Raw genomic sequence first — 23,425 nt, 5'->3', positions numbered from 1 at the left:
GGTTTATGGACCGTTTCTTTTGTGAATGGTTTAAGGGGTCCGCTATACTAAAAGTAGAAATGGAAAAGCTAGTTGGAGGGATCTTGATGAAAATTGCTGTAATTACAGGTGTTTCAAAAGGGCTCGGCGAATCTGTTGCCGAGAGTATGATGGGAAGAGGGGTACATATTATCGGTGTATCCCGTTCTGATAATGAAAAGTTAAATCAGAAAGCAGAAGAAAATGGTGTCTCTTACACTCATTATCCTTGCGATCTTTCATCACAGGAGGAGCTTGAGTCTGTCTTCTCCCGAATTAACCAACACGTAAAAGAACAGTCGCCACAGAAAGTATATGTGGTGAACAACGCTGGTGTAGTAGAACCAATTGATCGCGTGGGCGCTCTAGACGCAAATCAGGTTGTTAAACATGTTCATATTAATTTGATTGCACCGATGTTAGTGACGAATATGGTAGTCGAGCAATTAGCGGACATTGATGTGGATATCATCAATGTAACCTCAGGGGCTGCAAACCGTCCGGTCTATGGATGGAGCACATATGGTGGTACAAAAGCAGGGTTAAATTACTTCACTGAAACAACTGCGTTTGAACAGAAGCAACGAGGTGGAAAACATAGAACAGTGGCTTTTAGCCCTGGAGTAATGGATACAGATATGCAAGCGGATATTCGCTCCTCTTCAGAAGAAGCTTTTGCCGATGTCGAAAAGTTTAAAGCGCTGAAAGAAGAAGGAAAGCTTCGCTCCCCTTCTGTTGTGGCGGATGGACTTATGAAGCTTCTTGATGAAGGGTTCGAAAGTGGAGCGGTTTATCGCGTAGACCAGTTAATAGACTAAATGAGGTGAAGGATTGTGCAGTTAGAAGAATGGTTTGAGAAGGGGATCCGTCCTCAAGAATACGTAACAGGCATGGAAAAACATCAAGATAATCTAATGAATGTATATCAATCGTTTCAATTACCAGAGGATCAACAATTCTTCGATGATCTTAAAGTGAAACAGCTACGCGTCATCGTCCTCACCGAGGATTGGTGCGGGGACGCAATGATGAATATACCGGTATTGTTAAAGTTGTCAGAGGCAGCTCGTATGGATGTTCGCTTCTTAAAAAGGGATGAACATACAGAACTCATGGATCAATACCTCACAAACGGTACCTCCCGTTCAATACCAATTTTCATTTTTATCAATGAAGATGGAGAGGAAGAAGCGGTCTGGGGGCCAAGGGCACCGAAAATTCAACAGGTCGTTGATGATGCTCGTGCGAACCTGCCCGATAAAGACCACCCAAGCTTTGAAGAAAAGCAGAAAGAAATGATTCTTTTCTTAACAAAGGCATACAGTGAAAACGAAGAATTTTGGCAAGAGGTCTATGCCAGTCTGAAAGAAACCCTTTCAGCATTAGAGATCAAAACGAAATAGTGTATTTGAGAAGTCCGGGGGAAATAACCCCGGGCTTTTTTTGTTAGGGGGGAGCGTTGGATGAAGTCGAGAATCTCTGGACTGATGACGAGAAAGTTGCTCGTGAAGTCGAGAATCTCTGGTTTGATGACGAAAAAGTTGCTCGTGAAGTCGAGAATCTCAGGTCTGATGACGAGAAAGTCGCTCGTGAAGTCGAGAATCTCTGGACTGATGACGAGAAAGTTGCTCGTGAAGTCGAGAATCTCTGGTTTGATGACGAAAAAGTTGCTCGTGAAGTCGAGAATCTCAGGTCTGATGACGAGAAAGTCGCTCGTGAAGTCGAGAATCTCTGGACTGATGACGAGAAAGTTGCTCGTGAAGTCGAGAATCTCTGGTTTGATGACGAAAAAGTTGCTCGTGAAGTCGAGAATCTGGCTCCTGACGACGAGAAATACCGCTCTGACGTCAAGAAAGATGCTGGCGACATCGAGAATCCCAGCCCTGACGTCGAGAACTCCCCTTTACACGCCTGGCTCTACCGCCAAAAACTGAAATCTCTCTCCATATAAAAAGACGAGCCAGTACTGGCTCGTCTTTTTATAACATGCTATAGCGGACTTTGGTTTGGGCGGCTTGGTAAATACGAGGCACTCTTTTTCCGATGGAACAGGTAACTTCATAATGAATGGTTCCTGTTAGAGAAGCGATCTCGTCGGCAGTGGGGACTCCTTTATCACCGTCACCAAATACCGTTACCTCATCATCTGGTGAGATTTTTCCGATGCCCGATACGTCTATCATGCATTGATCCATACATATACTTCCGACAATCGGTACGATGTGGCGGTGAATGGCCATCGTGCCTTGATTAGACAGAAGTCTTGGAAGACCGTCTGCATACCCGATGGGCAGCGTCGCGATGGAAGACGGTTGTTCGGTCTCGAAGGTGCGTCCATAACTGATTGGGGTACCGGCTTCTAGTTTGTTCACGGCAGCTACTTTTGTTTTCAGGGTCATGACAGGTGTCAGATCAATCATTTTTCTAAGATGAGGGGATGGATAAAACCCATAAAGGCTCACCCCTACACGTACCATGTTTAAATGCATGTTTCGATAGCCTATGGTTGCAGCGCTATTTGCGCAGTGCTTAATGGGAATGTATATCCCTTCAGCTTCAATGGATTCAGTTATGGTTTGAAAGGTCTCAAACTGCTTATATGTATAAGTGGAATCTTCATTGTCGGCCTCTGCAAAGTGGGTAAAAATCCCTTCGAGTTCAATAAAAGAAGACTCTTGAATGGCACGTGCGAGATGGATGGCTTCTGTTGATGTTGAAACCCCTATCCGGTTCATACCTGTATTCACTTTCATGTGAACCTTAGGTGTTTTGTTCATTCGTTTAGCGGCCGCTTCGATTTGGTCCAATAGATCACGGGTAAAGACGGTAATCGTTAAATCATGAATCACTGCTGCTTCAATCGACCTTGGAGGTGTATACCCTAGGAGCAATATTGGCTTTTGAACTCCGGCTTTACGAAGCTCGATTCCTTCATCGACGAAAGCGACGCCTAGCCAATCTGCACCTGCATCAATTGCGGTTTGAGCGATTTCTACTGCTCCGTGTCCATAACCATCTGCTTTAACAACGGCCATTAATCGGCAAGCTGGATTGGTGTAATGTTTAAAAGCGTTCACATTGTGTGAAAGGGCGTCTAGTGAGATATCTGCCCAAGTGTCTCGGTAGCTATGTGGATGGATCATGAGAACACCAACCTTTCTTTAATAAAGATAAATGGACTAAAGGCCATAAAAAGAGGATGCCTTAGAGTGGCATCCACTGCTTTTTATCATGGAAAAGGTGCCCTTCACCGAAAGGCACCTGATAGGTAAGTTGATTAGTTTGAGTATACAGCGTTTAATGCATCATGAGAAGGAGTAAACGCATAGCCAAGGTCTCTGGCTACAGCTTCATATGTGACATGACCATTTGCTGTGTTTAATCCTTTTTCTAGCGCCGGATTGTCTTCAATTGCTTTTGAAACGCCTTTATTTGCGATTTGTAATGCATAAGGAATCGTAACATTCGTTAAAGCAATTGTCGATGTACGAGGGACAGCACCTGGCATATTCGCAACTGCATAATGAACGACGCCGTGTTTCACATACGTAGGATCATCGTGTGTTGTAATATGATCAACTGTTTCAATAATACCGCCCTGGTCAATCGCAACATCTACTAGAACAGAACCTTGTTTCATTTCTTTGACCATGTCTTCTGTGACAAGTTTTGGTGCTTTCGCTCCAGGAATAAGAACAGCGCCAATGACAAGGTCAGATTCTTTTACCGCTTCTGCGATATTTAAAGGATTGGACATTAATGTGTTGATTTCGTTTCCGAAGATATCATCCAGCTGGCGAAGTCGCTCTGGGCTAAGGTCGATCATGGTTACATCTGCGCCAAGTCCAATGGCAATTTTAGCTGCGTTTGTACCGACTACACCACCACCGATGATCGTAACTTTACCGCGTTTCACTCCAGGTACTCCACCTAGAAGAATGCCAAGTCCGCCTTTTGGTTTTTCAAGGAACTGAGCACCGATTTGCGCTGACATGCGACCCGCTACTTCACTCATTGGTGTTAGAAGTGGAAGCGTACGGTTGGTTTCAACTGTTTCATACGCAAGAGAAATAACGCCTTTTTCTGTTAGGGCTTTCGCTAGTTCTGGCTCAGCTGCAAGGTGCAGGTATGTGAATAGAATTAAGCCTTCACGGAAATAGCCGTATTCAGATGGTAGTGGTTCTTTTACTTTCATCACCATTTCTTTTTCCCATGCTTCTGCTGCTGAATTGACAATGGTGGCTCCTGCGTCTCTGTAATCCTGATCTTCGAAACCGCTTCCAATACCGGCAGTTGTTTCAACGAATACGCTATGGCCTGCTTTCACCAAGTTTAGTACCCCTGCTGGTGTGATCGCTACACGATTTTCATTGTTTTTTATCTCTTTTGGAATTCCGATGAACAATTCCCTCATCCCCTTTGTTTGTAATCGATTTTGTAATTCCGATTATAGATGGGGAATGAACGGATTGCATTGTGTAAAAGAGAGAAAGTCAGAATCATCTTTTGTAGAAATCAACAAGGCCCTTATTGTTTCAGGCGTTCAATCATCAAATCCAGGTACAATGTTATTTTTTGGTTTGGATCTTTAAAATTAAATCCTGTTAAGTTAGCAATTCGTTTTAAACGATAATTCAACGTGTTGGAATGAATATGCAAAGCCTTTGCTGCTTCGTTTACGTTACTATCACATCGCAAAAATTCACTTACGGTCTCCAGTAATTCTGTCCGGTGTTTCTCGTCATAGGCGCGAAGGGTTTCGATGTATTGATTTGTGTAATGATCACGAATGCGCTTCTCATATAAAGAATCAATAAACTGATAGATCCCTAGATCCTGGTAACTATAGATTCCTTCAACTTCATGAGAGAAACGATCTTTAATGGATAAGACGTGTAAGGCTTCTTTATAACTATCTTGTATACGGACGGGGTTCTTGTACAACGTGCCCGCTGCTCCTTTTAAGAACTCAACGTTAACCCTGTCTTGTATTTTCTCTACAAAGGCGCTAACAAAATCATTGATTTCTTTCCCAGGTGCCTCACTAGAGTGTGGGCGAACAAGTAAGATGAGTTGGTTCGAATCGATCGCGCTGCATACGATTCCTACTTGTCTTGAAGCTTCGATATAGTAATGGATATGTCGTTCCAATGATTGATGGATATCCTCCTCAAATTCAAAGACGACAATAGCCAAAGGTCCTTCTAACTGAATATGATATTTCCTTGCCTGGCTCTGAATCGTTTCAAGATCCGTCAGGTGGTCGGTCAGTAATTGCCAGAAGAACTCTTTATGATCTTCTTCTGATTTACGTTTTTTGATTTGAAGTTGTAACATTTGATTTTTAACGACTTTGGCTGCCCTCTTAAAAAGGTCGAGTTCTTCATCCGTTACGTCCCAGTGAACTTGAGCCCAAATAAAGCCGAGAATTTCGTTGTTTTTACGTACGGATATGGCTACACGCTTCCCTAAACCGACTTCTTCAATAGCTGGAATAATAACCGGTTCTTCGCTTTCAAATAGCTGAGGGATGACCCCGTTCTTCCATAATGTCTTGATGACGTTCTCCGGAACTTTTCTCCTCATAATGGTTGCGATTCTGGCAGGATCGACGTTCTCATCGTGAGTGCTGTATGCCAAAATGCGATGATTCGAATCTTCTATCGTAACTGGGCAGTGCAATAGATCGCTAATACGATCGGCCAGTTCTTCTAACGAGCGGAATGGTCCTTTAAATGGATCTTGGCTCCCGGTATATGTTCCCATGGCAACCTCACCTTCTTTCTGTTTAAGCTCTGTATCTGGTCTTGCGATGCTTTTTGAGGAGGGGGCTGTAATGTTTGTTAGGCGCTTGGGGTGTCTGGGGAACGACTCGCTTTCCGCGGGGCCCCACACGACGTGGGGTCGTTCGACGTTGTCACAGGATGTGACGATTTTAGTCGAACCTCCTCTTGTCGAGCCTCCTCGCTCACTTTGTTCGCTCCGGGGTCTCGTCTACCTCTTTCTCCCGCAGGAGTCTCCCCGTTCCCCAGACACCCCTGGCTAAATTAGTATAACGGCCCCATTACTTGAGCATAGCAGAGAATCCACAACTCAGAAGAGTGTTGATTTAGCATGTTTTCTTTCTTCTGATTTTCGGTGGTGTTTTAATAAATACGAAAGTCTCCCTGGTACATTTTAAGGCACACCAGTGAGGAAAATCTATAAGAATTTGTGGTATTTCCTAAAGCTTACTCAATCCGTTTGTTGTTTTCAACAATTGAAAGCGCTTAAAATTTTACGATTTCACAAATATCTCTTCAAAAATGAGTGATAAAGTATATAATGGGAGAATGTTAAAACCCAAAACTCACAACAAGATACATCGAGAGCAGGGGGTAAATCATGTTAGACGTATTAAATCGAATCAACGATGTACTATGGGGAACACCTAGCTTAATTCTCTTATTTGGGACAGGGTTATTCTTAACCATTATGTTAAGAGGATTACAGTTTAGGAAGCTAATGTATGCATTTAAACTGGCTTTTACGAAAGAAGAAAAGTCGGAATCTTCATCCGATGCTGAAGGAGATATCAGCAACTTTAAAACACTGATGACGGCGTTGTCGGCTACAATTGGGAACGGGAATATCGCCGGTGTAGCCACTGCGTTAACACTTGGGGGACCAGGTGCTATCTTTTGGATGTGGATTGTAGGATTACTAGGAATGGCAACAAAATATGCGGAAGCCTTGCTTGCTATGAAATACCGGGTTAAAAATGAGAACGGAGAATACTCCGGCGGGCCTATGTATTATGTAGAACGAGGGCTAGGTAAGAAATGGAAAGGGCTTGCTATTGCCTTTGCTTTCTTTGGTGCCTTTGCTGCACTAGGGATTGGGAACAGTGTTCAATCGAATACCATTTCTGATGTGATGGATGAAAGCTTTCATATTAACGGTTGGGTGACAGGAGCGGTGCTTGCTGTACTAACTGGTCTTATTATTTTCGGAGGCATTCAGAGAATTAGTACAGTGGCCGGATTCTTCGTGCCTGTTATGGCCTTTCTTTATATTGGCGGTTCTTTACTTATTATTATTATGAATTATGATGCGGTCTTACCTGCGTTTGAAATGATCTTCAATTATGCATTTAGTCCTGTATCAGCAGCAGGTGGTTTTGCCGGGGTAGTCGTAATGGAAGCGGTCCGTAGTGGTGTATCACGAGGTATCTTCTCTAATGAAGCAGGTCTTGGTACAGCCGCTTTAATCGCAGGAAATGCGAAAACGGATCACCCTGTTAAACAAGCGCTTGTAGCCATGACAGGAACGTTTATTGTAACCATTATCGTATGTACGATGACAGGACTTGTTCTTATTATGACAGGGTTCTGGGACCCGTCAGGTGGTGCGATATCAGGAGTGCAGCACGCTGCTGATCTTGATGGAGGAGCTTTAACAAGTGCAGCCTTTGGACATGCTCTTGGGACAGTAGGGGAATATATTGTAGCCTTCTCCGTTATCTTCTTCGGCTTCTCTACCATTGTGGGCTGGTACATGTACGGAGAGAAATGTTTCGAATACCTATTAGGTCTTCGCTACATCATTCCATACCGTTTCATTTATATTGGCGCTACCTTTATGGGGGCTGTCATGCAACTTGATCTTGTATGGGCATTTGCAAATATGGCGAATGCGCTTATGATGATACCGAACTTAATCGCATTATTGCTTCTATATAAAGTTATTGTGCGAGAAACCAATTCGTACTTTAATGATTACTTGCATAAGAATCGGAATGCTTACCGAAAAGCCAGCTGACGAAACATGGATCAGAAATCTAGGAAACTCGTAAGCATACAAAAATAACCTGCCACAAGGCAGGTTATTTTTTATACCTGATTTTCATGCCACAAGGCAAGAATCATACATAATGAAAATCCAAAACTATTCACGAATCCGTGCACGAATACCATTAAAGGGATATCTAATACCGATATTTCGCTGATATGACCGTATCCATACAAGAAAGCAAAACTCATGGATACAAAAAGGGAGAAGAAAGCGACGGTCATGAACGTCCTGGCTTTCGAACTCTTTACGTTTGGTACGATAAAAACTAAGCTAAGAATAGCAAATAAAGCAATCGGTACCACGAATTCTACAACAGACAAAAATTCAATTAGAGGCGACACAGGCGAAAAAGTTATCCCGATCGCTACAAAGATCGGCCCTACTAATAAAAACGCGCCAAGACCGTTGTAAATCCTTCTCACAATGGATTGCGAGGGGCGGATAAAGTTTCCCATTAACCCAAACGCTATAATCGTAACAAAAGCAGCATAATGAAAATGAATCGACGTTAACAAAATTAAGATGTCCTGAAAATGTAACACGTCTACATTTAATCGATGTAAGGAAAGCCAACCTCCACCTATAACAATATATAATAGACCTGCATGGACTAACATTTTAGGCATCGTCTCCCAAGCTCTGGTTTTTACAAGGGATGAGAGTCCGTAAAGAGCAATCAATGCTGTGAATCCAAACCACGGAAGTGATAGGATAAAAGAGACAATGCCCCGATCGATCCAGAAACTAATGCACGCCAGAATGAAACTGATTGGATGGACTGTCAGTAACGTCTGATAAAGTTTTGTATACTCCGTTTTGGCTAGAGAGAGCGTTAAGGGGATCAGTGTGCCATAAGCGAATACAAGAAGCATTTGTACATATTGTTCGGTGTGAATTTCTTTAAATAGAAGCTGTAAGATGACGAAGATCACGAAAGTCGTGGCGCCAAAGATAGAGCGTTTTTTCTCAAGAATAGGAATCACCTCATATCGATTCTATAGTAAAAGTGATGATTGCGAAAGAAGAGGGGGATAGGGGTTGAACATATTAATGAGCGGGGGAACAGGGTTTATAGGACGGGCATTGGTCGACCATTTCGAAAAGCAAGGCCACACCCTCTACATCCTTACAAGAGGGCAATCGCGAGTAGAGGGACTTAGAGAGTATATCCATTGGTTGTCGGAGGATGGAGATGAAATCGATTACCTCTCTCATAGAAAGATAGATGTAGTCATTAACCTGGCAGGGGAGCCGATTGGAAGGGGAAGGTGGACCCCTGAGAAAAAGGAGCGCATTTTACATAGCCGGATTGAATCGACTAAACGCATTATTGAAATTGTAAAGCATTTAAAGGAGAAGCCAGTGGTCTTCATTCAAGGCTCGGCAATTGGCTATTATGGGTATTCCGAGAACGATAGGTTTACAGATCGAAGTCTTTCGCTGCTTAATAGTTTCCCAAGCGAAGTTTGTGATATCTGGGAGAACACACTCCATTACTTAAACCACCCTGATATTCGGAAGGTTATTGCTCGTATTGGCACAGTACTTCATTCTAAAGAAGGCTTTCTAGCTAAGGCTCTCCTACCATATCGATTTTGGGCCGGTGGGAAAATTGCTACCGGAAATCAATTTGTCTCTTGGATCCATTTAGAAGATGTGGTGCGAATTATAGATTACCTTATTTATGAGAAATCCATGCATGGGCCAGTTAATCTAACAGCCCCTCACCCTGTTACAATGGATGAATTAGGCCATACGCTAGCTTCTATTATGAGACGACCATACTGGTTTCCGTTCTCAGAATGGATGATTCGCCGCACTTTTGGAGAAAAGAGTGTGCTCGTAACGAAAGGGAGCTGTGTGCTTCCATCAAAGCTATTACATTCTTCTTTTTCTTTTCAATACCCTACTATAAGGAAAGCGCTATCAAATCTTATGCAATAAATTTTATAGAGAGTAGAAAGCTGTTATATCAAGGGTTGATAGGTTATAGGGGGAGGGGAATAGTCATCAGACGTCATTCGATGTGGTGGTACAAATAGTGACGCTGTGGTAAATTATGAATATTGCAGTTCTTAATATGTAGACAAAGGTATGTGAAATAGTATGAGTAGTTATTCACCGTATTGGATGTTCCAGAAAAACGAATGGGCGAAGCTTCGTGCTAATGTACCGATGACCCTGTCTCCCATACAGATCGAAAACGTTAAAGGAATTAACGAGAAACTCGACATTGAGGAAGTTTCAAATGTTTATCTTCCTTTGAGTCGGTTACTCAATTTATATACGAAAGCTTCCCATGAACTTCATTCCGTTACAGATCGCTTCATGGGGCAACAAACTAAGCAGGTTCCATTTATTATTGGGGTCGCAGGCAGTGTGGCTGTTGGTAAGAGTACGATTTCAAGAATAATGCGTGAACTGCTTTCAGAATGGGATGAACATCCGAGCGTTGATATCTTAACGACAGATGGATTTTTATACCCAAACGAGGTTTTAGAAGAGAAGGGGATTATGAACAGAAAAGGATTCCCTGAAAGTTATGATATTAAGAAATTAATAGATGTTCTAGCAGACTTAAAATCAGGGCGACCTGATGTAGAAGCGCCTGTCTATTCCCACTTAACGTATAACATTTTGCCTGATGAGGTTCAGGTTTTAGATCAGCCTGATATCGTCATTGTTGAAGGTGTGAACGTATTACAAACGCCTAAAACAAGAGGAGCAGACCCTGGGACGTACGTTTCTGATTTCTTTGATTTCAGTATTTATGTGGATGCAAACGAGGACGATCTTTTGAAGTGGTATACAGAGCGTTTTATGAAACTTCGGGATACGGCCTTTCAGGATGAGCGTTCTTACTTTCACAAGTACTCAGGGCTATCTAATGAGGAAGCGATCGGAATGGCTGAGGATATTTGGCGCCGAATTAACTTAAAGAATCTTCATGAAAATATTCAACCGACCCGTAACCGTGCAGATCTTATTTTACATAAAGATCGTGATCATTTAATTGACTCCATCATGTTACGGAAAGCCTAACGAATAGAAGGTGTAAAATCGTTTTAATGATTTTACACCTTTTTCAAATGTAAATTCATAGGTAGGAGGGGCCCTAACCCTCGAAGGTAATAGATCCATGTAGAGTCGAAAGACCCCACATAAAAAAGCCCAAAGCTGCTTTCAGCTTTGGGCTTTCACTATTATTTAGGAGAAAAGGAATTAATCTAAGATGGTTACGTCTACTGTTTTGCGGCCCCAGTTTAGAGCGCCAGATTGAGATGGGATGAATACATCAATTCTGTTTCCTTGAATGTCGCCACCGATGTCACCAGCTACTGCTTTTCCATATCCTTCTACATAGACTTCAGTACCTAGTGGAATGATGTTTGGGTCGACGGCTATAACTTTCTGATCTGGGTTTGCCAGAAGGTTAATTCCTGTGCTCGTAATTCCAGAGCAGCCTGCGCAATTCGCTGTATAAGCCGTTGATTCCATCGTAATGGTCTTTTGTTCCTCTTGAACTTGTTTTTCTTGTGTTGTTGGTTCTGAAGGCTGTGTGCTAGCGACAGTTGATTTTTCTTTCGTTGCTACGTTTGCTCCGTCTACTTTAAGGGTATCTCCAGAATGAATGGTAATTGAGCTTACGTTATTCCATTGTTTTAATTCATTCACACTTACGTTAAATTTCTCTGCGATTCCCCAAAGAGAGTCACCTGATTTAACCGTATATTCATCACTCGTTTGAGTGGATGTTTGTTGTGCTTCATTGTTGCGATTTATAAGCAAGCTTTGGCTTGGATAAATGGTAGTTGATGATAAATCATTTAAATCTTTAAGCTGATCAACGGAGACATCGTAATCCTGAGAGATTCCCCATAATGTGTCGCCGTCATTAACCACTACTTCTTCAGCATTTGCTGTAATTGTTGTTGTGGTTGAGATCGTTGCTACGGCAGCTAGTGATAAAAATAATTTTTTCATTTGGTTAACCTCCTAGGAATAACAATAGCCTTAAGCTGTTGAAATTCGCGCTTTATTGAGTAACGAATTAACTCTACGCCCCACGATAACAAGCGAACGGGGAGAGTCCAATAACAGAATGACAACAATGTGATTTCAGTGATAACAAAAATGTTACATTTTTGTTATAATGGAAATTTTTATAATTAAAGACTCTTTTAATCGACACTTATATTGGTTTAGACAAGGCTTGATCTGTTCTGTATAGAGTATATAGAGGGCTTGGCCTAAAAGTTAAATAAAACTGTTAGACTACATAAAAAAGCCCAAAGCTACATTTAGCTTTGGGCTTGTATCATTTATTTATAGGGTGTTTAGTCTAAGATTGTTACTTCTACTGTTCTGCGGCCCCAGTTTAGAGCATCAGAACGATTTGGAATGAATACGTCAATTTTGTTTCCTTGGATTGCGCTACCGATGTCACCAGCTACTGCTTTTCCGTACCCTTCAACGTATACTTCTGTACCGAGTGGGATTACGTCAGGATCAACCGCAATGACTTTGCGATCTGGGTTTGCAAGAAGGTTAATTCCTGTGCTTGTAATTCCTGAGCATCCTGCGCAGTTTGCTGTATAGGCTGTAGATTCTACTGTGATAGTTTTAGCTTCTTTTTGTTCTGTTTGTGTTTTAGGTTCAGATGGTTGGGTGCTCGCGACAGTTGCTTCTTCTTTTGTTGCTACGTTTACTCCGTCTACTTTAAGGGTATTACCTGAATAAATCGTATTCGAGCTTAAGTTATTCCATTGTTTTAACTCATTGACGCTCACGTTGAATTTCTGACCAATTCTCCAAAGAGAGTCACCTGGTTTGATCGTGTATACATCACTAGATTGAGTTGATGTCTGTTGTGCTTCTTGTGTTTCATTGTTGCGGTTTATGAGTAAGCTTTGTGCTGGATAAATTGTATTTGTTGTTAAGTTGTTTAGTTCTTTAAGCTGTTCAACGGAGACATCGTAATCCTGAGAGATTCCCCATAACGTGTCACCACTGTTGACAACTACTTCTTCCGCACTTGCTGTGATGGTTGTTGTTGCAGAAATCGTTGCTACGGCAGCTAGGGAAAGTACTAGTTTTTTCATGTTGTTATCCTCCTAGGAATTACAATAGCCTTATGCTGTTGAAATTCGCGATATTTTTGAGTAACGAATTAACTCTATGGACTACTATAACAACCTTTGAGGAAAAGCCCAACAACAGAATGACAACAATATGATTGCAATTCTAACAAGGAGATTACATAGGTTTTACAATGGAAGAAAATAAAGAAAAGGACCCTTTTCAAAGGGTCCTTTTTAGTGTATAGAAATTAGTTTTGGCCTGTTTTCTCTTTAACGAATTCTACAACATCTTCAGCTGTGTCCATAGCAAGAATGTCTTCTTTGTAAGAAGCCATTTCTTCTTTAGATAGGGTTAAGATCTGTGTGCGGGCTGGAAGGATGGATGTTGCACTCATAGAGAACTCATCTAATCCTAAGCCAAGAAGGATTGGGATTGCAATCTCGTCTCCTGCCATTTCGCCACACATACCGGCCCATTTGCCTTCAGCGTGAGCTGCTTCAATTACGTTGTTAATTAGGTTAAGGATTGCAGGGTTGTATGGTTGGTAAAGGTATGAAACGCGTTCGTTCATACGGTCCGCTGCCATTGTGTATTGGATCAAGTCGTTTGTTCCAATACTGAAGAAGTCAACTTCTTTTGCGAATTGCTTAGCAATTACAGCAGTGGCAGGGATCTCAACCATCATACCTACTTCAATGTTCTCGGAAACTTCTGTGCCTTCATTTTGAAGTTTTTCTTTCTCTTCAAGAAGAATCGCTTTCGCCTGACGGAACTCACCTAGAGTAGCGATCATAGGGAACATGATCTTAAGGTTGCCGTATACGCTAGCGCGAAGAAGGGCGCGTAACTGTGTACGGAAGATATCGTCACGCTCTAAGCATAAACGAATGGCACGGAAGCCAAGGAATGGGTTCATTTCATCAGGAAGATCTAAATAGTCTAACTCTTTATCTCCACCGATATCTAATGTACGAACCACCACAGGCTTGTCAGAACCTACACCTTCAAGAACGGCTTTGTAAGCATCAAACTGTTCTTCTTCTGTCGGAAGTTGGTTTTTGCCCATGTATAAGAACTCCGTACGATAAAGGCCAACGCCTTCTCCGCCGTTATTCACAACGCCATTTACATCATCAGGCGTACCGATGTTTGCAACAAGTTCAACGTGCTGATTATCAGCCGTTACAGTCGGTTCGTCTTTAAGTTTTGCCCATTCCGCTTTCTTTTCTTCGAATTGAGCTTGTTTTTGCTTGTAAGCTTCAATTTGCTCATCTGTTGGATGAACAATTACTTCGCCTGCGATACCATCAACGATGACCATGTCATCTTTGTTGATTGTTGCGGTTACTTCTTTTGTTCCTACAACAGCAGGGATCTCAAGAGAACGTGCCATGATGGCTGAGTGAGATGTACGTCCACCAATATCTGTTGTAAAACCTTTAACGAATTGCTTGTTTAATTGAGCTGTATCAGAAGGTGTTAAATCTTCAGCGATAATAACAACTTCTTCGTCAATTAGTGCAGGATCAGGGAACGTTACGTTTAATAAGTGCGCCATAACACGCTTCGTTACGTCCTGGATGTCTGCTGCGCGTTCGCGCATGTATTCGTTGTCCATATTTTTAAACAGGTCAATGAACATGTTAGCTGTCTCGTTTAGAGCCGCCTCAGCATTCACGTTTTCTGTTTTAATTTTATCTTCGATTGGTTGAATGAGCTCAGGATCGCTAAGGACAAGAAGGTGAGCGGAGAAGATCTCTGCTTTTTCTTCACCTAATGTTTTGAAGGCGTGATCCTTGATTTTCTCTAATTCGTTTTTGGATGTAGCAAGAGCGGACTGGAAACGTTCCACTTCTTGTTCAGGGCTTTCAATGTCTTTCTTCTCAAAAGAAAGGTCCGGTGCTTCCATACGATAGGCTTTCGCAATCGCGATACCGTTAGAAGCGGCAATACCTTTAATGCTGCTCATGAATTATTCCCCCAGGTTTTCTTTTTTCATTGCGTCAGCAACGCCATTAAGAGCTTCTTCTTCGTCAGAACCTTCTGCTGTCACTTTTACTTCAGCGCCAGATGGGATTCCTAAAGACATAATGCCCATAATGGATTTAAGGTTAACGGATTTACCATTGTACTCTAAGTTAACGTCAGCTTTATATTGACCAGCCGTCTGGACTAGAACAGTGGCAGGGCGTGCGTGAACGCCATCCTCTGATGTGATCGTCATAGTTTGTTCTACCATACAGATACCTCCTGATCTTTTTCTATAAATTTTAATATGAACACATTACTCTACTTTACCCTTTTTGCACAGGTTTTTTCAAGACACCTGCAAGAATTGCTGTAACAATTGAACCAATTAATACAGCTGCGATGTATAACGCACCGCCTAGAAGAGCATTTCCGGCTTCGCCACCAGTCTTAACCGCTCCCGTAAGAATTACGATAATACCGCCGTGAGGGGCAAGAAGGTGCAGGTTGAACAAGTACACAAGTCCACCTGTAATGGTCGAACCAACAACAGAAGCTGGGATAACACGTCCAGGGTCAGCTGCTGCGAATGGGATTACGCCTTCTGTAATGAACGTTGCGCCCATTGCGTAAGCTGTTTTACCTGTTTCTCTTTCTTGTGCAGAGAATTTATTTCTAAAGAACGTTGTAGCTAGAGCAAGACCTAACGGAGGAACCATACCGCCAGCCATAGCAGCTGCAATTGGCATTGTGTTTCCAGCGTCAAGCATGGCGATACCGAATGTGTAAGCCGCTTTGTTTACAGGGCCACCCATATCAACAGCCATCATACCACCAATAATTAATCCGACAACAATTCCGAATGAACCAAGACTATCTAATCCATCTCTTAATGCCGTATAAATGGATACAAGGAATGGATTGACTAGAAGCATAAGGATACCAGTTGAGAATAGACCAAGTACAGGATAGAGAAGTACAGGTTTTAATCCGTCTAATACATCTGGTAATACTTTTAAACCTTTTTGAATCAGTAGCATTAAATAACCAGCTAAGAAACCAGCAAGTAAACCGCCTAAGAAACCAGAACCACCATCAGCAGCGCCTGTAGTTGTGGCAATTAAACCACCAACCATACCAGGAGCAAGTCCAGGACGTCCAGCAATGCTTTGAGCGATGAAACCAGCTAGGACAGGAACAAGTAGGTAGAAGGCTTTCCCGCCACCAATGATGCTTAGCATTTCTGCAAAGCGATTGTACTGATCACTCTCTGGATCAGCTGCGTTAATACCGAATAAGAACGATAAGGCAATTAAGATACCGCCACCAACAACGAATGGAAGCATATTCGAAACACCGTTCATTAAGTGCTTATAAATCCCTGTTTTCTCTCCGCTTCCTTCGCCATCTTCACTTGATGACTGGCCGCTTCCTTGATACGTTGGAGCGTCGCCTTCTTTTGCTTTGGTGATTAATTCTTTCGGTTCGTGAATTCCTTTTGCAACGGGAACCATGACAACAGGTTTTCCTTTAAAGCGGTCCGTTTGCACCTCGATGTCTGCTGCAACAATGACTCCGCTAGCACGCTCGATATCTTGTGATGTTAGAGCATTCTTCACACCGCTAGAGCCGTTCGTTTCAACTTTGATTTTGACGCCCATTTCTTTAGCCGTTTCTTTTAGCTTATCAGCGGCCATATAGGTATGAGCGATACCAGTAGGACAAGCGGTAACAGCAATAACATAAGGCTCTTCATCAGATGAAGCATCTTGATTCTGGCTTTCATTTGCTGCTTCTTCTGCTTCCGCTTCTTCTTCGTCGCTGTTTGCTTTTTCTTTCGCATCAATAAGCTCAACAATTTCGTCTCTTGATTCTGCGTTTAAAAGCTTTTGACGGAACTCAGTATCCATTAATAATGATGATAGGCTTGAAAGCGTTTCTAAGTGAGCCTGGTTCGCTCCTTCAGAAGCTGCAATCATAAAGAATAAGTGCGTTGGTTGACCGTCTAGAGACTCATAGTCCGCGCCTTCTTGTGAGCGTGCGAATGCGATCGCTGGCTCTTTAACGGCTGCTGTTTTAGCGTGAGGAATGGCAACGCCTTCCCCGATTCCTGTCGTACTTTGCTCTTCACGAGCTAAGATAGCTTGCTTAAATTCTTCCTTATCATTTAACCGGCCAGCTTCATCTAGTTTCGAAACCAGCTCGTCAATGACATCAGCTTTTGAACTTGATTCAAGCTCTAAAATCATCGTGTCTTGTTTTAACAAGTCTGTAATTTTCACGTTGATGCCCTCCCTCTAGTTTAAATCCTCAATCGTAATCTCTTTTCTAAGTTGTTCCACAAATTCACGTGTGGCTAAGTCGTCACTAAATGCTGTTGCGCTTCCACAAGCTACGCCATTGGCAAAAGCTTCTGTTAAGCTGTTTGTTTTGACATATTCGGCTAAAAATCCTGATACAACCGAGTCACCTGCTCCAACAGAGTTTTTCACTTCTCCTTTTGGAACGTTTGCGTAATAAGCATGGTCTTTATTTACTAAGATTGCACCATCTCCGCCCATTGAAACAATGACGTTCGTAGCTCCCTCAGCTACTAGTTGTTTAGCGAAGGTGATAGCTTTTAGTGGAGAATCAATGGTTGTATCAAATAATTCACCTAGTTCATGATGGTTTGGCTTCAGCAAGAAGGTAGGTGTGCCAACTAGTTCTTCTAGAGCTTTTCCAGAAGTATCAGCGATGAAATGAGCTCCTTTATCAGCACATCTCTTAGCCATTTCATTGTAGAAGTTAGCTGGTATTGTTTTTGGAATGCTACCTGCAACAACTAGATAGTCATCTTTCTCTAATCTGTTGACCTGGTCTAGCAGTTGCTGTTGCTGTGCTTCTGTAATAGAAGGTCCTGGGCCATTGATTTCAGATTCTTGGTTGGATTTTAGTTTCACGTTAATACGTGTATATTGATCCGTATCAATGAACTGGTGTTTAACCTCTTCTGATTCAAGGAAATTCTGAATGAATTGCCCTGTGAAACCACCGATAAATCCAAGTGCCGTGTTCGTGATGTCCAGTCGTTTTAGTACACGGGAAACATTGATGCCTTTTCCACCAGGGTAGTAGTACGTCGTTGTCGCACGGTTCAAATCACCTTCATTAAATTCATCAACGTGCATGATGTAATCTATAGAAGGGTTTAAGGTGACGGTATAAATCATGATGACACAACCTTTACGTTTGTTTTCGCTTGATAAGGTGATAATCGTTCTGGGTCTTTCTCATCTGTGATCAGGGTTGCTTCTTGGAGTGAAGCAATGCTTGCAAATGATAGTTCATTTAATTTAGAAGCATCGCCTAGAACAAATCTTTCTTGAGACAACGTTAATACGGTTTGCTTAACGAGTGCTTCTTCTGGGTCAGGAGTTGTATACCCGTGAGAAGGATGAACCCCGTTTACGCCTAGAAAGCACTTATCAAACCTGTATTGTTGAAGGCTATGCGTCGCGCCTCGTCCGATCAATGCTCTCGTTTTATGTTTTACAAATCCGCCAGTTAAATACGTGAGGACCTGATTTTCCGTTAGTTCTTCTAGTAAGGTAACACCGTTTGTCACAACGGTGAGTTTACGCCCTTTTAAAAAGGGAATCATTTGGTATGTTGTTGTACCGGCATCTAGAAAAATACAATCACCGTCTCTTATGAGAGAAGCTGCTTCCTGAGCGATCGCCACCTTTTCATCTAGATTTTGAGCTGCCTTTTCGCGTATGCTTAACTCCTCACTTGCTTGATTCAGGCAAGAGGCACCGCCGTGAACCCTTTTGAGCTTGTTCGCATTCTCTAGCTGACTTAAGTCACGCCGAATGGTTGACTCAGAAGCACCTGTTTCGTGAACCAGGTCTTGGATCTTTACTGTCTGATAACGCTCAAGCTGTTCTAATATGATTTCATGACGTGTTGGTGTAAGCATGGTGTGACCTCCGAAACGAATGTAAAATGAGTTCTTACTATTAATATAAAGGAAGCCCTTTCATAAACGCAATCAAAAACATTCAAAATCAATCAAAATATATCAAAAACGATCAGAACCTTCAATGGAAAAGTTATGGAATCTCCGAAAAATCTTCAAAACGAGATACTTTAGGGGAGTAAAGGGTGTCTGGCACCCTTTACTCCCCTAAAGTGTTTCTGTTAATAAAAGGTTGCTGTGGGTAGGGTTTTATGCTACATTATCCTTAGGTATTAGAGCGTTTTAGGAGGTGGATCAGATGTACATGGTAACGTTGGTATTACTTGCGATTGATGCACTCGCAATGATCGTGTTAGTTCTTCTTCAATCAGGTAAAAGCGCTGGTCTTTCAGGGGCGATCTCTGGGGGAGCTGAACAATTATTTGGTAAGCAAAAAGCACGCGGTATCGATGCTTTTATGCATAAAGCAACAATTGTAACGGCTGTTCTGTTTTTTGTCCTTACATTTTTACTTGGGTATATTCTTAACCAATAAGCAACGGGCTTCCCGTTGCTTATTTTTTTATGGTTTTGGGAAGATGGACTGTGGAAAGAGGGTGTGCACTGTCTAAAGAGATGGCGGGCTGTAGAAAGAGGGTTTGCACTGTCTGAAGAGCGGACGCACTGTCTAAAGAGAGATCGGTCTGTAGAAAGGCGTGGAGGCAGTGAAGAAAAAGTAGATAGAACTGAAGAAAGAGGGTGCGCACTGTCTAAAGAGAAGGTGGATTGAAGAAAGAGCAGGAGCACTGTTTAAAGAGAGATCGGTCTCTAGAAAGGCGTGGAGGCAGTGAAGAAAAAGTAGATAGAACTGTAGAAAGAGGGTTTGGACTGTCTAAAGAGAGGGCGGACTGAAGAAAGACGGTGCGCACTGTCTAAAGAGAGGGCGCACTGAAGAAAGAGCCCGAGCACTGTCTAAAGCGAAGACGCACTGTAGAAAGGTGTAATTGCAATGAAGAAAAGTGGTTCGCACTGAAGAAAGAGCCCGAGCACTGTCTAAAGGAGAATCGGAATGTAGAAACCACAGTCCGCAGTGAAGAAAAAGCTGCTCTCACTGGAGAAAGAACCACAAGCTTTGTAGAAAGAGTGATCGCAGTGAATAAACAGACACCGGAGTGTCGAATAGATCCAGTCTCACTTCTCAAAGATCGCACCTCACTTAAATGAAATGGAATGGTTTTCACGAAAAAATTTAAGGGAATTGAGTTTTAGGGTTCCTGACATGTGGACTTTGTTTATGCTAAATGATTCATTTCGTGGTACCATGAAATCATTCTCATTCCCACTAACTATTTCCTCTGTTGAATCAGAACAACGGGTAAAACTAAACAGACTACAACATGAGCCAGAAGGAGCTGTCTTTAAGATGCAAATCAAACTACCAGAACCATTCACGTTTGAAGCGGGAAATCGCGCGGTATTATTATTACATGGATTTACGGGTCATTCTGCGGATGTACGCATGCTTGGCCGTTATTTGGAGAAGAAAGGGTATACCACCCATGCACCTATTTATAAAGGTCATGGCCAGCCTCCGGAGGAGTTGGTGAAAACGACTCCTGAAGACTGGTGGAAAAGTGCTAAAGAAGGTTTTGAGCACCTTCGTGACCTGGGATATGAAGAAATTGCAATTGCTGGATTATCTCTCGGTGGAGCCCTCGGTCTTAAACTGACGTATACGAATCAGGTGAAGGGGATTACCACGATGTGTACACCGATGTTCTTTGACAATGAAGAACAACTAACGAAGAGCTTCAAGCAGTTCGTAAGAGAATTTAAACAGTTAGAGAAGAAATCAGAAGAAACAATTGAACAGGAAATGAATGAGTTATTAGATGATTCCACACAAACTTTTAAAGAGTTAGGCAAGTTGATTAAAGAAGTTCACGATGAAGTGGACACGATTTACGCTCCGACATTAGTCATTCAGGCTGAACAAGACGAAGTGATTAACACAGATAGTGCCAACTATATTTATGATCAAGTGGAAACGGATCATAAGGATATTAAATGGTATAAAGAATCTGGACATGCTATTACGCTGGACAAAGAGCGTGATCAACTTCACGAAGATATTTACAACTTCTTAGAATCACTTGATTGGACAGTGGAATAATAGATAACACTATAAGAATAAGGATTCCTAGAAGGACGGTGGATATAGTGAGTGACCAGTTAAAGAAACAGGTACTCGAATACTTCCATGAACATGACTCTAAGCCTCTATCCGTACAGGAGATTGAAGAGTTGGTCGAGCATGGAAGTGCAGAAGATTTTACAACATTAATGAAGGCTTTAAATCAATTAGAAGAAGAAGGAGAGCTTGTACGAACACGTAAGAATCGTTATGGGCTTCCTGAAAAGATGAATTTAGTTCGCGGTAAGATTCAGATGCATGCAAAAGGATTCGCGTTTTTAATACCTGATGAAGATGATAAGGATGATGTGTACATACACCATTCTGATCTTCAATCTGCGATGAATAATGACCGGGTTCTTGTGCGCGTGGATTCAAAAGGTGACGAAGGAAAACGCCCTGAAGGAATTGTGATTCGTATTTTAGAACGAAGCACACAAGAAATCGTGGGTACGTATGATGACAATGGTTATTTCGGATTCGTAATTGCAGATGACAAACGTATTCCGAATGATATCTTTATTCCGAAGACAGCCACAAATGGAGCGGTTGATGGGCATAAGGTTATTGTTCGTTTAACGAAGTATCCAGAAGGTCGAATGAGCGCCGAAGGAGAAGTGATCCAGATTCTTGGCCATAAGAATGACCCAGGGATTGATATCCTGGCGATTATTCATAAACACGGGATTCAGTCAGATTTCCCTCAAGAAGTTCTGGAGCAGGCAACGAATACCCCTGATGAAATTGATCCTTCAGAGATCAAAAATCGCCGTGACTTACGTGATGAACAAATTGTAACGATAGACGGCGCGGATGCGAAAGACTTAGATGACGCGATTTCTTGCCGTAAGCTGGATAACGGTAACTATCACCTTGGTGTTCACATCGCAGACGTAAGTTACTATGTAGAAGAAGGTTCACCGATTGATAAAGAGGCTCGTGACAGAGGGACAAGTACGTACCTTGTGGACCGAGTGATTCCGATGATTCCTCATCGTTTATCAAACGGCATTTGTTCTTTAAACCCACAAGTTGATCGCCTTACCCTTTCTTGTGAGATGGAGATCGACTCAAATGGTGAGGTTGTTAATCACGAGATCTTTCAGAGTGTGATTAAAACGAACGAACGTATGACGTATGCTGATGTAAAAAGCATCTTAGTGGATGACGATGAAGAACTGAAAGAGCGTTATGAAACCCTTGTGCCGATGTTTAAAGATATGGAGAACCTAGCGTCGATCCTACGTAAAAAGCGTATGGAGCGCGGCGCGATTGACTTCGATTTCAAAGAAGCGAAAGTTCTGGTTGATGATGAAGGCACAGCACAAGATGTTATTTTACGTGAGCGTTCTGTAGCTGAACGTTTAATTGAAGAATTTATGCTAGCGGCAAACGAAACGGTTGATGAGCACTTCCACTGGATGGATGTTCCGTTTATTCACCGTGTTCACGAAGAGCCGGATGAATCAAAGCTACAGCATTTCTTTGAGTTTATTACAAACTTCGGTTACTCCGTTAAAGGGGTTTCCAATGATGTTCATCCGAAAGCATTGCAGGAACTACTTGAAGCGGTGAAAGGCACGCATGAAGATATGGTGATCTCTAAACTGATGCTTCGCTCCATGCAGCAAGCTCGTTATGATGAGAACAACCTTGGCCACTTTGGTCTTTCTTCACCATTCTACACTCACTTCACATCACCGATTCGACGCTATCCTGACTTAATTGTACACCGCTTAATTCGCACGTACATTATTGAAGGAAAGCTCGATCAGCAGACGAGAAAGCATTGGAAGGAAGAAATTCCGGAAATCGCTCGTCATTCATCTGATCGTGAGCGTCGTTCCGTAGATGCAGAACGGGAAACGGATGATCTTAAGAAAGCAGAGTTCATGCAAGATAAGATTGGTCAGGAATTTGAAGGTGTTGTAAGTTCTGTAACTGGGTTTGGGTTATTTGTTGAATTGCCAAATACCGTAGAAGGACTTGTGCACGTTAGTTATCTGACGGATGATTATTATCATTTTGATGAACGCTCTTATGCAATGATCGGAGAGAAAACCGGTAAGGTCTTCCGAATTGGTGATGAAGTAACCGTTCGTGTTGAGAAAGTAGACCTTGAAGAACGGGTCGTTGACTTTGAACTGGTTGGTATGGCTCCGCCAGAAAAGAATCGATCTTCAAGACCCGATCGTCCGAAAGTTATTCATGCAAAACGTAAAGACAAACCGAACGGTCCTAAAAAGGATAAGCGCCAGGGTGAAGGTCGTGGCCAAAAAGATCAGAAGGGCTCAAAAGGGAAGAAAGGCAGTAAGCCATTCTACCAGAATAAAGGGGTCCCTAAAGGTAAGAAAAAAGGCAAGAAAAAATAACAAAAAGACAGGTAACTG

Annotated in this window: 20 protein-coding genes; 9 read left to right on the top strand and 11 right to left on the bottom strand. The window is 42.3% G+C overall.

What is annotated here, in order from left to right:
- Nucleotides 1-86 precede the first annotated feature (86 nt).
- From QNI29_RS17570 to QNI29_RS17560, 3 genes are read left to right on the top strand one after another with little or no spacing between them, the layout of a single operon-like run.
- Nucleotides 87-836, top strand: coding sequence for a (S)-benzoin forming benzil reductase (locus tag QNI29_RS17570; protein ID WP_231418989.1), 750 nt, complete (start codon nucleotides 87-89; stop codon nucleotides 834-836).
- 15 nt (nucleotides 837-851) lie between these two features.
- Nucleotides 852-1,421 carry a thioredoxin family protein gene (locus tag QNI29_RS17565; protein WP_231418988.1) on the top strand — a complete coding sequence of 190 codons (570 nt, stop codon included), beginning with the start codon at nucleotides 852-854 and terminating at the stop codon, nucleotides 1,419-1,421.
- Nucleotides 1,422-1,477: 56 nt separating this feature from the next.
- Nucleotides 1,478-1,969, top strand: coding sequence for a hypothetical protein (locus QNI29_RS17560; RefSeq protein ID WP_231418987.1), 492 nt, complete (start codon nucleotides 1,478-1,480; stop codon nucleotides 1,967-1,969).
- A gap of 28 nt (nucleotides 1,970-1,997) precedes the next feature.
- On the opposite strand, the gene alr is transcribed toward QNI29_RS17560, so the two are convergent.
- The 3 genes from alr to QNI29_RS17545 all read right to left on the bottom strand — a co-directional run bounded on the left by alr (nucleotide 1,998) and on the right by QNI29_RS17545 (nucleotide 5,784).
- Nucleotides 1,998-3,161, bottom strand: coding sequence for an alanine racemase (alr, locus tag QNI29_RS17555; RefSeq protein WP_231418986.1), 1,164 nt, complete (start codon nucleotides 3,159-3,161; stop codon nucleotides 1,998-2,000).
- Between the two features lie 134 nt (nucleotides 3,162-3,295).
- Nucleotides 3,296-4,423, bottom strand: coding sequence for an alanine dehydrogenase (gene ald / locus QNI29_RS17550; protein ID WP_231418985.1), 1,128 nt, complete (start codon nucleotides 4,421-4,423; stop codon nucleotides 3,296-3,298).
- Nucleotides 4,424-4,545: 122 nt separating this feature from the next.
- Nucleotides 4,546-5,784, bottom strand: a complete 1,239-nt coding sequence (locus tag QNI29_RS17545; protein ID WP_231418984.1) for a PucR family transcriptional regulator — start codon at nucleotides 5,782-5,784, stop codon at nucleotides 4,546-4,548.
- 618 nt (nucleotides 5,785-6,402) lie between these two features.
- Here QNI29_RS17545 and QNI29_RS17540 point away from each other — a divergent pair.
- Nucleotides 6,403-7,818, top strand: coding sequence for an alanine/glycine:cation symporter family protein (locus QNI29_RS17540; protein ID WP_231418983.1), 1,416 nt, complete (start codon nucleotides 6,403-6,405; stop codon nucleotides 7,816-7,818).
- A gap of 71 nt (nucleotides 7,819-7,889) precedes the next feature.
- Here the strand turns inward: QNI29_RS17540 and QNI29_RS17535 are convergent, their stop codons facing one another.
- Complete coding sequence (locus QNI29_RS17535) at nucleotides 7,890-8,783, bottom strand: YndJ family protein (RefSeq protein ID WP_231418982.1); 894 nt, start codon at nucleotides 8,781-8,783, stop codon at nucleotides 7,890-7,892.
- A gap of 106 nt (nucleotides 8,784-8,889) precedes the next feature.
- On the opposite strand from QNI29_RS17535, the gene QNI29_RS17530 reads away from it, so the two are divergent.
- Together QNI29_RS17530 and coaA are read left to right on the top strand one after the other, a co-directional pair.
- Nucleotides 8,890-9,795, top strand: a complete 906-nt coding sequence (locus tag QNI29_RS17530) for a TIGR01777 family oxidoreductase (RefSeq protein WP_231418981.1) — start codon at nucleotides 8,890-8,892, stop codon at nucleotides 9,793-9,795.
- Between the two features lie 162 nt (nucleotides 9,796-9,957).
- Nucleotides 9,958-10,893: a type I pantothenate kinase gene (gene coaA, locus QNI29_RS17525; RefSeq protein WP_231418980.1), complete on the top strand. Its 936-nt coding sequence runs from the start codon at nucleotides 9,958-9,960 to the stop codon at nucleotides 10,891-10,893.
- Nucleotides 10,894-11,073: 180 nt separating this feature from the next.
- On the opposite strand, the gene QNI29_RS17520 is transcribed toward coaA, so the two are convergent.
- The 7 genes from QNI29_RS17520 to QNI29_RS17490 all read right to left on the bottom strand — a co-directional run bounded on the left by QNI29_RS17520 (nucleotide 11,074) and on the right by QNI29_RS17490 (nucleotide 18,862).
- A complete protein-coding gene (locus QNI29_RS17520) occupies nucleotides 11,074-11,835 on the bottom strand; it encodes a LysM peptidoglycan-binding and 3D domain-containing protein (protein WP_231418979.1) in 762 nt (253 codons plus the stop codon).
- 353 nt (nucleotides 11,836-12,188) lie between these two features.
- Nucleotides 12,189-12,953 carry a LysM peptidoglycan-binding and 3D domain-containing protein gene (locus tag QNI29_RS17515; RefSeq protein WP_231418978.1) on the bottom strand — a complete coding sequence of 255 codons (765 nt, stop codon included), beginning with the start codon at nucleotides 12,951-12,953 and terminating at the stop codon, nucleotides 12,189-12,191.
- 227 nt (nucleotides 12,954-13,180) lie between these two features.
- Nucleotides 13,181-14,902 (bottom strand): phosphoenolpyruvate--protein phosphotransferase, encoded by a 1,722-nt coding sequence (gene ptsP / locus QNI29_RS17510; protein WP_231418977.1) that lies wholly within the window; start codon nucleotides 14,900-14,902, stop codon nucleotides 13,181-13,183.
- 3 nt (nucleotides 14,903-14,905) lie between these two features.
- A complete protein-coding gene (locus QNI29_RS17505) occupies nucleotides 14,906-15,172 on the bottom strand; it encodes a phosphocarrier protein HPr (RefSeq protein WP_231418976.1) in 267 nt (88 codons plus the stop codon).
- A 55-nt stretch (nucleotides 15,173-15,227) separates the two neighbouring features.
- The gene (locus QNI29_RS17500; RefSeq protein ID WP_231418975.1) at nucleotides 15,228-17,183 is read right to left on the bottom strand and encodes a PTS fructose transporter subunit IIABC; all 1,956 of its coding nucleotides are present in this window, start codon (nucleotides 17,181-17,183) and stop codon (nucleotides 15,228-15,230) included.
- A 15-nt stretch (nucleotides 17,184-17,198) separates the two neighbouring features.
- The gene (gene pfkB, locus QNI29_RS17495) at nucleotides 17,199-18,113 is read right to left on the bottom strand and encodes a 1-phosphofructokinase (RefSeq protein ID WP_231418974.1); all 915 of its coding nucleotides are present in this window, start codon (nucleotides 18,111-18,113) and stop codon (nucleotides 17,199-17,201) included.
- A complete protein-coding gene (locus tag QNI29_RS17490; RefSeq protein ID WP_231418973.1) occupies nucleotides 18,110-18,862 on the bottom strand; it encodes a DeoR/GlpR family DNA-binding transcription regulator in 753 nt (250 codons plus the stop codon). The genes pfkB and QNI29_RS17490 overlap by 4 nt, the downstream gene beginning before the upstream one ends.
- 298 nt (nucleotides 18,863-19,160) lie before the next feature.
- Here QNI29_RS17490 and secG point away from each other — a divergent pair, with 298 nt between their 5' ends.
- The 3 genes from secG to rnr all read left to right on the top strand — a co-directional run bounded on the left by secG (nucleotide 19,161) and on the right by rnr (nucleotide 23,407).
- Nucleotides 19,161-19,397, top strand: a complete 237-nt coding sequence (gene secG / locus QNI29_RS17485) for a preprotein translocase subunit SecG (RefSeq protein ID WP_231418972.1) — start codon at nucleotides 19,161-19,163, stop codon at nucleotides 19,395-19,397.
- An 867-nt stretch (nucleotides 19,398-20,264) separates the two neighbouring features.
- Complete coding sequence (locus QNI29_RS17480; protein WP_231419054.1) at nucleotides 20,265-21,014, top strand: alpha/beta hydrolase; 750 nt, start codon at nucleotides 20,265-20,267, stop codon at nucleotides 21,012-21,014.
- 47 nt (nucleotides 21,015-21,061) lie between these two features.
- Nucleotides 21,062-23,407 (top strand): ribonuclease R, encoded by a 2,346-nt coding sequence (gene rnr / locus QNI29_RS17475; protein WP_231419053.1) that lies wholly within the window; start codon nucleotides 21,062-21,064, stop codon nucleotides 23,405-23,407.
- Nucleotides 23,408-23,425: the final 18 nt, after the last annotated feature.

It is taken from the genome of Pontibacillus chungwhensis (genome assembly GCF_030166655.1).
Lineage (GTDB): Bacteria > Bacillota > Bacilli > Bacillales > BH030062 > Pontibacillus.
The sequence above is the reverse complement of the archived record's forward strand: the minus strand, read 5'-3'. Positions and strand labels throughout refer to the sequence as shown.